At 33.5% G+C, this 10,352-nt stretch carries 12 protein-coding genes; 7 read left to right on the top strand and 5 right to left on the bottom strand.

The genetic code is table 11. The features are described 5' to 3' along the window. Positions 1-357: 357 nt before the first annotated feature. Positions 358-1,608: a methyl coenzyme M reductase-arginine methyltransferase Mmp10 gene (gene mmp10, locus IJI93_RS06265; RefSeq protein ID WP_292821328.1), complete on the top strand. Its 1,251-nt coding sequence runs from the start codon at positions 358-360 to the stop codon at positions 1,606-1,608. 13 nt (positions 1,609-1,621) lie between these two features. Here mmp10 and IJI93_RS06260 read toward each other — a convergent pair whose 3' ends face one another. After that, a complete protein-coding gene (locus IJI93_RS06260; RefSeq protein ID WP_292821327.1) occupies positions 1,622-2,545 on the bottom strand; it encodes a methanogenesis marker 7 protein in 924 nt (307 codons plus the stop codon). A 53-nt stretch (positions 2,546-2,598) separates the two neighbouring features. Further along, a complete protein-coding gene (locus IJI93_RS06255) occupies positions 2,599-3,117 on the bottom strand; it encodes a hypothetical protein (protein ID WP_292821325.1) in 519 nt (172 codons plus the stop codon). A gap of 39 nt (positions 3,118-3,156) precedes the next feature. Here IJI93_RS06255 and comB point away from each other — a divergent pair, with 39 nt between their 5' ends. The 5 genes from comB (at position 3,157) to IJI93_RS06230 (ending at position 7,650) form a co-directional block, all read left to right on the top strand. Then, on the top strand, positions 3,157-3,846 hold the full coding sequence (gene comB, locus IJI93_RS06250; protein ID WP_292821323.1) for a 2-phosphosulfolactate phosphatase: 690 nt from the start codon (positions 3,157-3,159) through the stop codon (positions 3,844-3,846). A 59-nt stretch (positions 3,847-3,905) separates the two neighbouring features. Beyond that, on the top strand, positions 3,906-5,078 hold the full coding sequence (locus IJI93_RS06245) for a TraB/GumN family protein (RefSeq protein WP_292821321.1): 1,173 nt from the start codon (positions 3,906-3,908) through the stop codon (positions 5,076-5,078). A gap of 67 nt (positions 5,079-5,145) precedes the next feature. Continuing rightward, complete coding sequence (locus IJI93_RS06240; RefSeq protein WP_292821319.1) at positions 5,146-5,358, top strand: DUF1922 domain-containing protein; 213 nt, start codon at positions 5,146-5,148, stop codon at positions 5,356-5,358. A 23-nt stretch (positions 5,359-5,381) separates the two neighbouring features. Beyond that, positions 5,382-6,704: a hemolysin family protein gene (locus IJI93_RS06235; RefSeq protein ID WP_292821317.1), complete on the top strand. Its 1,323-nt coding sequence runs from the start codon at positions 5,382-5,384 to the stop codon at positions 6,702-6,704. A gap of 1 nt (position 6,705) precedes the next feature. Beyond that, a complete protein-coding gene (locus tag IJI93_RS06230) occupies positions 6,706-7,650 on the top strand; it encodes a calcium/sodium antiporter (RefSeq protein ID WP_292821315.1) in 945 nt (314 codons plus the stop codon). 21 nt (positions 7,651-7,671) lie between these two features. On the opposite strand, the gene sstT is transcribed toward IJI93_RS06230, so the two are convergent. Continuing rightward, positions 7,672-8,913: a serine/threonine transporter SstT gene (sstT, locus tag IJI93_RS06225; protein ID WP_292821313.1), complete on the bottom strand. Its 1,242-nt coding sequence runs from the start codon at positions 8,911-8,913 to the stop codon at positions 7,672-7,674. Between the two features lie 18 nt (positions 8,914-8,931). Next, a complete protein-coding gene (locus tag IJI93_RS06220; protein WP_292821311.1) occupies positions 8,932-9,792 on the bottom strand; it encodes a TIGR00269 family protein in 861 nt (286 codons plus the stop codon). 48 nt (positions 9,793-9,840) lie between these two features. On the opposite strand from IJI93_RS06220, the gene IJI93_RS06215 reads away from it, so the two are divergent. Further along, positions 9,841-10,146 carry an MTH1187 family thiamine-binding protein gene (locus IJI93_RS06215; protein ID WP_292821309.1) on the top strand — a complete coding sequence of 102 codons (306 nt, stop codon included), beginning with the start codon at positions 9,841-9,843 and terminating at the stop codon, positions 10,144-10,146. A 22-nt stretch (positions 10,147-10,168) separates the two neighbouring features. On the opposite strand, the gene IJI93_RS06210 is transcribed toward IJI93_RS06215, so the two are convergent. After that, positions 10,169-10,352 (bottom strand): DegT/DnrJ/EryC1/StrS family aminotransferase (locus IJI93_RS06210; protein ID WP_292821307.1); only part of this gene is annotated, 184 nt, incomplete at its 5' end.

The raw sequence follows: 10,352 nt of genomic DNA, 5'->3' as shown, positions 1-10,352 counted from the left end.
TTATTTTAGATATAATATAAAGATTACCTATGAAAAGTTTTAGAAAAGTTTATAAAGTATAATAATACATAAAATTTTTAAGAAAAATAGTGTCAAAAGTAATACTTTTTATTCTTGATAAAAAACTACTATTTCCAAATATAAGCATGATTAATTTAATTAATTTTATAAAAATAAATTTAATTTGCTTTTATCAAATTTTACTAAAAATTAATCTGAATTAGAACAAACCGACAAAAATTAAAAATTAATACTTTTGAGGTTAAAATGTAATAATAATCTTAAAAGTAATACAAAATTTACATTCGCCAAAATCGACTTCACTTATAAATAAAATGAAAATAAAAATATAGAAATATGCAACTTGTAGCGGATGTTGGAGGAATACCTGGAAAAGATTGTAATGGTTTTTGCAAATACTGTTACTTCAGAAAGGTAAAGGAAGTTAAAAGTTTTGGCTGTGCACATTGTTTACCTAACAAGATAGGTTGCGAACGATGCAGTAAAGGAATTAGTGAAACGCAAAGTAAATTTAAAGCCCCGTTTCAAGTGATGAATGAAGTTCAAACTGCTTTAATGATGAATATGGGACGTGGAGACATCAGCGCATACATTAGCGGAGGTGGAGACATAAGTTGTTATCCCTATCTTGAAACATTAACTGCAAATTTAAATCAGTTTTCAATACCGTCAATATTAGGTTACACATGCGGAAAAGGAATTGACAATAGTGAAACAGCTACAAGATTAATCAATAACGGTGTTGAAGAGGTTTCATTTACTATTTTTTCATCAGACCCCCAACTTAGAAAAGAATGGGTAAAAGATCCAAATCCTGAAGAAGCTCTTAAAGCTTGTAAGATATTTTGTGAAAACATTAAATTAACAGGAGCTGCAGTAATAATCCCCGGAGTTAACGACGGAGATGTACTAAGGCAAACCTGCAACACATTAGAAGAATGGGGTGCAAAAGGAATGCTTCTAATGAGATTTGCAAACACATTCAATGAAGGACTGATATTGGGAAATGAACCTATCATCAAAGGAATCGAATCACAGCCTGTTGAAGACTTTGCACAGCTTGTTCGAGAAATAAACAAAGAATACAAATTCAGAGTGAGCGGCACTCCATTATGCGATCCTGAAACTGGCGGTCCGTTTGCGATTGCAAGTGATGAAAATGAAATTTTCCTACAATTTATCAAACCTATAACCGGTGAAGCAACAATAATCACTTCTAAAATCGCAGAACCATTCATATCCAAGATATTTAGTAAATTAGAAACTGGAGACAATGTAAATATTGTTGCAGTAGAAAAAGAAATAGCTTGTTTAATCACTAAAGAAGATCTGGAAAAACTAGATTTAAGTGAAATAAAGCAAGCAGTTATCATTCCCGGAAGGTCCTTTGTCCATCAACTTGATGCTGAGCGAATTTTAAGTGCCGATGGAGTTGAACGAATTGTTGGACGTGGCCCTGATACATTGAGTGTTGATGGAGAGTTAAGTATTGATATGACAGATGAAAATGTCATAGAAAGAGAACTGGAACAATTCAATGATTTAGTAGATGCCATTAATTTCTTCGGAATGAGACTAATACGATAAAAAAAAAGAAAAGTTAGTTTGAATCCTCAACAAGAGAACTCTCACTATTAATTTTTACTAAAATATAATCATACATGAATGATTTTTTAATTTCAGCAATTTCAGATAATTTTTTGCCGTCAATAACTACATTTGCAATATCGCCAGCATATCTATCATAGTTCAATTTTACACGAACACCATCCAGTTGGGAGGTTACTGGAGCTGGAGAAATAATCTCTTTTATTTCCCTAATTTGATTTTCAATTGCATTTTTTACAACAATAGATGGAACTAATGGTGGATCAAGTGCCATTTCACGTTTTCTATCACTTAAAACTTTTTCTATAGTTTCAACTAAAGAGTCAAGTGCACGTATATCCGGGCCTCTTCTGAGCCTTCTTGGAATTCTGCCAAGACCTCCGACATATGCATCAACACCAGGGAGCTCTTCAACAGGAATTTCAGGAGCGCCAGTTACAATAACCGGAATATCTATATTATCATATAAGAATGCTTTTTCTTTAATACAATTTTCAAAACTGCCTAATGCAAATACGGCAATGTCATGTTCTTCAATTAAGCTTCTTTCTTCCTCAGTAATGCCTGAAGTGCCTTTTCCATCACCCCTTGCAAGACCAATCATATTATCTTTAGCACCATATTCCCTTAAATATTCGGAAATATCACAAGCCGCATGAGGCAAATGGTGTCTTGCCAAAGTTGGTGAAATAATAGCTATCTCAGAACCTGCCATAGGAGCAATTGATAACTTACCTAATAATTCTTTTGATTTTGCTTCAATTTTATCAACATCAGCCATTGGAACAGCTACATTTAAAACCAGTTCCATTTGTTGAATACTTTCTTGAAGAATAAATCCTCCCAAATCTTCAATTAATTCCTTAATCTCTTCACTTTTGTGAACTCCGCCATTAAATGTTAATGTTTCATACATATTAACAACTCTCAAAAAATGCAATCATTATATAATAATTCTATATTTTCTAACTATATTAAAGTTTCCAAAATCGAATATCTTGCTTCGATTCGCTCGAATGGATTCAAAGAAACAAAGCTGTGAGAAGGTATTTCAACTAAATTGTCAATTTCGGATACTGTCTCTTTTAAGTAATCCGGATAAATCACATATTGGGGATTATTCTCCACAATATTAAATCCCATATCCAATACAATATCTTTTAAAAATTCAGAATAAACCTTAACATCAATATCCCTTTTAAAATCAGACCCCAAATACTTCCGGCAAAGATTATAATCCTTGAAAAATGATTTTATATCATCATCAGAGAGATTATTTGCAGCAAATTCTGAAACTTTTCTAATGCTTTCAAAAACTTGCATAGGAGTATTGAGTTTGATAGGTAAAGAGTCCATTTTAACTTTGCTTTCAGAAAGTAAAATAGCTAAATCACCTTCTTCTTCATCAGGATATTTATTTACAACATAATCAGAAATTCCTGCAAGTTTTACTATCTCTTCACACATGGGTGTTGTGACAATTTTCATAATAATATTATTATATAATCATTTAATATAAATTACTTCATGAAAGTAACATTGAGTTTTGAAACCACATCAAGCAATGATGTATCAATAATGGTGGATGCGCTTAGGGCCAGTACAACAATAACCCTTGCACTAAATAATTTCAAAAGGATTATTCCATGTTGCACACCCGAAGAAGCTTTTAAATTAAAAGATGAATTCAATGGAGTTATTGCTGGAGAACGTGGAGGAGAAATGATTGAGGGTTTCGATATTGGAAACTCCCCTCAAGAATTAAAAAGCTTCAAGACGGATAAAGATACATTAATACTAACAACCAGCAATGGAACAAGAATATTGGAGAATATGAAATCAACAGTTCTTGTTGGGTGCATGGTTAATGCAGAAGCTGTTGGAAAAGCAAGTATTGAAATAGCCAAAACGCATATTGATGTTGTCATGGCAGGGGTTAAAGGCAACTTTGCGCTTGAGGATTTTCTGGCGTCCGGTGAGATACTTTACTGGATTTGCGAAAACTTGGATGACTGCGAAATAAACGATTATGCGAAAGCGGCGATATTGGCCAGCAGAGATTATGATTCCGTTAAAGATGGATTTCGCAATAGCGCCTCAGGCAAACGTTTGGCCAAACTCAATTATGAAGAAGATATCGAATTTTGTCTTTTAAAGAATATTACCAATAATGTTGCAATCTATAAAAACAGTGAACTGACCCTAATTAAAGATTAACTTTATATATTAATTTTTCATAATAGATAATAATACTAATTTAAAGAAGTGTTTTTTTAATGAAAAGAGAATGTTTAACAATAATAGGTACTGCCCACGTATCTTCCGAAAGTGTTGATGAAGTAAAAGATGCTATTTATCAACAGAATCCTGATGTTGTGGCTATTGAACTTGATGCGGGAAGATACACAAGACTTAAAAAAGAAATGATGGGCATAGAAGAAGATAATACAATATCTGTTACTCAAATCATAAAAGACAATAAAGTAGGATTATTTTTCACAACAACACTTCTCGGATATTTCCAATCCAAAATCGGAGCGGATGTTGACGTTAAACCAGGTTCTGAAATGGTTGGAGCGATAGAAGCATGCGAAGATTTGAACATACCAATAGCTCTTATCGATAGGGAAATCAACACAACACTGCAAAGAGCCTTAAATAAAATGGGCTTTATAGAAAAATCCAAATTTTTATTTGGTCTTCTAACATCAATCTTCGGCTTTGACGATGAAGAGGATGAAATTGACATTGAAGATTTGAAAAATCCTGATAATCTTGATGATTTGATGGAAATGTTTAAAGATGAAGCTCCAAGTGTTTATGAAGTTCTTGTCCGCGAAAGGGATGCTTATCTTGCAGGAAGGATTCTTCAGCTCCCACAAGATCATGTTATTGCAGTTGTTGGAGCAGGGCACAAACCTGGAATTATTAAATATTTAGATAATCCTGAAACATTACCTCCTTTACATGAACTGGAAAAAATAGATAATGATGGTGGAATACCTTGGGTAAAAATAATCCTTGCATTGATTCCTATTACATTTGTGGTGATATTTTTTCTTGCATATATTAATGGGATAAATATAACCGGAAATATATATGATTTTGTCATAATTAGTATGATTATGGGATTCGTCGGATCCATATTATCCGGGTCTAAAATCCAATCAGCAATAGTTGGAGGAGTAGTTGCTCCGTTAACAATTATTCACCCATTACTCGCTGCAGGTTGGTTTTCAGGCCTAACAGAAGCTAAATTCAGGAAGGTAAGGAAAAGAGATATTCAAAGTTTAGCTCATATGGAAAGTTTCAAGGATTTATGGCATAACAATATTTTTAGAATTCTATTGGTAGTTATTGGAACAAATTTAGGAGTGAGCATAGCAACTTTAGTAATTTTACCGTCACAAGTTTTCATACCATTATTTATGAAATTGTTTGGCGGATAATGAATAATTTTATATAATGTATTTCAATATAGTATTAGTACAATTAATTTTAAATGGAAAAATAATCATGTATTTAATATTTCGTTGCGACTGCGGTCGTGCATTATATGCGAAGGAAGGTGTTGCCACCAGAAAATGCGTTTGCGGCAAGACCTTAAAAGTAAAATCAAGGCGAATATTTAAAAAAGCAGAGACAAGAGAAGATGCATCACTGGCAGTTCAAGAAATGCAAGATAAAATATATGGTAACACTGGCTTTATGAAGGCCAGCGAGTTATAACTAGTTTTAATGGTTTGTTAAAAATGATTGGAACGACACTGAAGATAATTATAATATTAATTTTAATAATATTTACAGGATATTTGTCAATGGCCGAATTGGCTGTTGTATCCATAAGAAAAGCGAAAATGCAAAAATATTTAGAAGAAGGAAATAAGAACGCTCAAATTGTTTTTGATTTACTGGAAGACCCGAATGAATTTTTATCAACAGTTCAGATTGGAATTTCACTTATTGGCGTATTGACTGGGGCATTAGGTGGAGTGACTTTAGCTGAACCTCTCAGCAAATATATTTCATTTTTACCTTATAGCGAACCGATAAGTATAGCAATAGTTGTTATTGTAACTACATATTTAACTTTAGTTATTGGGGAGATTGTTCCCAAAGTAATTGCACTAAACGACCCTGAAAAAGTGTCTCTTAAAGTTGCTAAAAGCATGGTGGTTCTTTCAAAAGTTTCAAAGCCTGTAAGTTTTGTTCTTGCAAAATCCAGCAGTTTCCTTTTATGGTTAATGAGAATCGAAAACAGAAACGATGATACTGTTACTGAAGAAGAAATCGAACTCATGATTAAAGAGGGAAGAGAAGACGGGACAATTGAACAGGAAGAGGAAGACATTATTAAAAGAGTTTTCAAACTTGATGACCAAAAAGTTGAATCCATAATGACCCCCCGTAACGAAATCATCTGGATTGACCTGGAAGATGAAAGAGAAGTTAATAAAGTTAAAATCATTGAAAGTAAAAGGTCAATTTTCCCAATTGCATCAGGAGAGCTTGATGATTTCATAGGCGTTGTTCAGGCAAAAGATATCCTCTCAGTAATGTTTAGTGACGAAGAATTTGATGTTCATAAGATTGTAAAAGAACCTTTAGTTGTATCCGAACACCTTGAAACATTAGAATTATTGAAAGAATTTAAAGAAAACCAAGAATATGTTCACATGTCCCTTGTTGTTGATGAATTCGGAAGTGTTGAAGGTTTAATCACATTAAACGATTTGCTTGAAGGTATTGTAGGGGACATTCCTGGAATTGATGAAGAAGATGAACCTAAAGCAATCCAAAGAATCGATGGCACTTGGTTAATAGATGGAAGATACCCTATTGACAAGTTTAAAAAATTATTTGACTTCAAAGAACCTTTGCCTGATGAGGAAGAAGACAACTATACGACATTAGCTGGATTCATCTTAAGTATAAGTGGTACAATACCTGATGAAGAAGACAAATATGATTGCGGCAGGTTTATATTCGAAATCATAGACATTGATGGGCATCAAATCGATAAGGTTCTTGTAACTGATTTGGGACCTCAGGAAGAAATAAAAGAAGGTAAATAAGATGGACTTTTCAATAATTATTCAAGTTGTATTATTGCTTGTTGGATTCGTATTCTTAATTAAAGGATCCGACTTTTTTGTTGATGGAGCAAGCAGTATCGCTTCTCTTTTAAGAATACCAACAATAATTGTTGGACTTACAATCGTTGCATTCGGAACAAGCGCTCCGGAAGCGGCAGTTTCCATTACATCTTCAATTACCGGAAGCAATGCAATGGCCGTAAGTAACGTAATCGGAAGTAACATGTTTAACATTTTAATGGTTATCGGATTATCAGCGCTGCTTGGCGAATTGTTAATGGAAAAAAATACATTGAATAAAGACTTGCCGTTTCTTGTAGGCATTACCATATTATTTGCGGCATTTATCTTGATTGGTTGGAATATAAGCAACATTGAAGGAATAATTTTATTAATCATATTGATTGCATACATAATTTATCTCATATTTACTGCAAGAAAATCAGATGATGCTGATGTTGTTGAAAAACCTAAATTGAGCCTTCCAAAAAGCATTATTTTTATAATAGTCGGTCTTGCAGGAATCGTACTTGGTGGAGATTTGGTTGTAAACAGTGCTTCAGATATAGCAATTGCACTTGGAATGAGTGAAACATTGGTAGGTTTGACCATTGTGGCAATAGGTACATCTTTACCTGAACTTGTAACATCACTTACCGCTTTAAAGAAAGGGGAAAATCAGCTGGTGATAGGGAATGTTATAGGGTCAAACATCTTCAATATTTTATTCGTGCTCGGAGCAAGTAGCGCAATAAGTTCAATACCTTTAGACTCAAGTATGTTAATAGATGTCATATTTATGGTGATTGTAACTGTAATATGCTTCATATTCGGTAAAACACAAGACAAATTTGATAAAAGAGAAGGTGCGATTCTCGTAACATTATTCATTGTGTATATGGCTTTCGCAATTCTCAGAAATTAATTATTAAACTAAAAGGAAGAATCATTTCTTTGCGAATTCACCAAGGTAATTTAATGATTCTCCATTTTTTATTCTATAATAATATTCAGTAGTTGCAGTAAAAAATACATCGCTGGAAGAGTTGAGTGCTGTTTCAAATGAATCCTGAACAACGCTTATTACAAATCCAACTGCAACAACTTGCATGGAAATATCCTGAGAGATACCAAATATTGAACATGCCATAGGTATAAGCAATAATGATCCTCCAACCACACCTGCAGCACCGCATGCCGCTAATGTGGAAATGACACATAAAACGATTGCAAACGGCAGGGAAACTGATATTCCCAGCATGTGACAAGTAACAAGAGTCATGACTGTAATTGTAATAGCTGCACCATCAGTATTAATTGTGGCACCTAATGGAATGCTGATGGAAAATAAATCCCTATCCAATCCAAGTCTTTCACATAATCGCATGTTTATAGGAATGTTGGCCGCAGAACTCCTTGAAAAGAATGCTGTGATAGCACTTTCCCTTAAGCATATCAATAATAACGGGTAAGGGTTACGTCTTAAAAATAAAAATGAAATGAATGGATCAACAATAAAAGCAACAACAAGAATGCATATGACAATTAATAACATCAATTGACCATACTGTGCAAAAATGCTCAGACCGCTTTCAGAAACCGAAGTGAATACCAAACCCATAACCCCTATTGGTGCAAATTGAATAATGATATTGACAACTTCTGTAAAAACTTCAGCAATGTCGTCTATAACATCTTTTGTGGTATCGGTTGCAATCATTCTCAATGCAAGACCGATAATTATTGACCAAAATAAAATTCCTAAATAATTCGCCTCCGATAAAGCGGTTATGGGATTTGAAAATATTCCTAAAATCATGCCATACACTATTTCACCAAACTCCCCTGGAGGAGTGGTGCTACTTATAGAAGACAAATGAATAGATACAGGGTATAAATTGCAAGCAATAACCGCAACCATTGCAGCTACGAAATTAGTTAATAAAAATATTAAGACGATTGTTTTATATTTAGAACCAATTCCTGATTTTGCTTTAGAAATAGCGGATGCTACTAAAATAAAAACTAAAATTGGTGCAATAGCTTTGAGAGCATTTACAAATATCTCTCCAGGAAAACCTATAATAGACCACCCAGGGACAAGAATTCCTAAAATACCACCAATAACCAATCCCATTAAAATTTTCAAAACAAGACTAGATTCTGTCCATTTTTTAATGAAATCCAATTTTATACCACCAATAGTTTAATTTATTGTTTTTGAATTAATTGATTCTTTTAATTCACAGGCCTTGCAAATATCAGATGAAGTTGGCTCACCACAAACACTGCATTCATTAAGGCTTGTGGAAATATCATTTTCAAAAGTCAAAATCTTTTGAAATGATTCCATCACATTGTTTTTAACGCCAGGATACCTATCTTCACTGACATTTAAAAACTCTTTGATTTTAGCCCTCAAAGATAAATGTGAATAAGGGCATTCATCTAGATGAATATCAATATCATTCAAAATAGCCCACATTCCAACTTCTTTTTCCGGAGTGTTCCATAAAGGTTTGATTCTTGGAACCAATTTGGGATGAATAACATCAAGTTCAGGTCCAAATTTGGAGAATTTGATTGTATCCCCTCTCGCAAAACTCATTAAAAATGATTGAATTTCATCATCCAAGTTATGTCCTGTTGCTATCTTTACAGCTCCCAATTCATAAGCGGTTTTATTTAAAATATTTCTCCTAAATACTCCGCAAGGGATACATGCACTTTTAAAATCCTCATATATGTCATCAAGTGCAAATCCCTCTTCCTGTTTGAATGATTTTTGAACAAGTTCAATGCCCAATTCATCGGCATTTTTAATGGCCGAATCCAATCCGTGTTGCCTATAACCTTCAATTCCTTCATCAACACTGATAGCCACCAGATCAAAGTCCAAATAATTCTGATAATTTTTCAAAGCATGCAAAGTCAATATACTGTCTTTTCCACCGGACAATGCAACTGCAATCAGCTCATTTTCCTTGATTAAGTTATAATCAGAAATCAAATTATTAATTCTTGTAAAAATTTTCTCATTAAATTCTTCTTTGTTTAATTTGGCCATTACAAAGTAATTTATAAAAAGATAGATAAATAATTTTACAGTGATATTATGATTACATGTGATTTTGCAATATTGCCTGTCGGAACTGAGACAACAGAATGTAAAGATTATGTAACCGCTGCCGTTCAATCAATTAAAGATTCCGGACTTAACTACCAATTAACCGGAATGGGAACACAGATTGAAGCGGAAAATCTAACTGAATTGTACCAAGCGATTGCTAATGCCCAAGAGGCTATTTTTGAACTTGGAATCGGCAGAGTTTACACCGTGATAAAAATAGATGACAGAAGAGACCTTGAAAACAGAACACTAGACGCTAAAGTTGACACTGTCGAAAAAATGCTAAAATAAAAAAAGAAAAGTTAGTTGAAAACTAACATAATTTTTCAGAGGCGGTTTTAACCGCTTCAATAACCAAATCCAAATCTTCTTTTGTTAAAGAAGGATGTACTGGTAGGGAAATTACATTATCCGCTGCAATTTCTGCATTAGGACAATCACCACCAAAGCATAATGATTTATAGATTGGTTGGTTGTATAATGGAATCGGATAATGA

It is taken from the genome of Methanobrevibacter sp. (genome assembly GCF_017431965.1).
Lineage (GTDB): Archaea > Methanobacteriota > Methanobacteria > Methanobacteriales > Methanobacteriaceae > Methanocatella.
The sequence above is the reverse complement of the archived record's forward strand: the minus strand, read 5'-3'. Positions and strand labels throughout refer to the sequence as shown.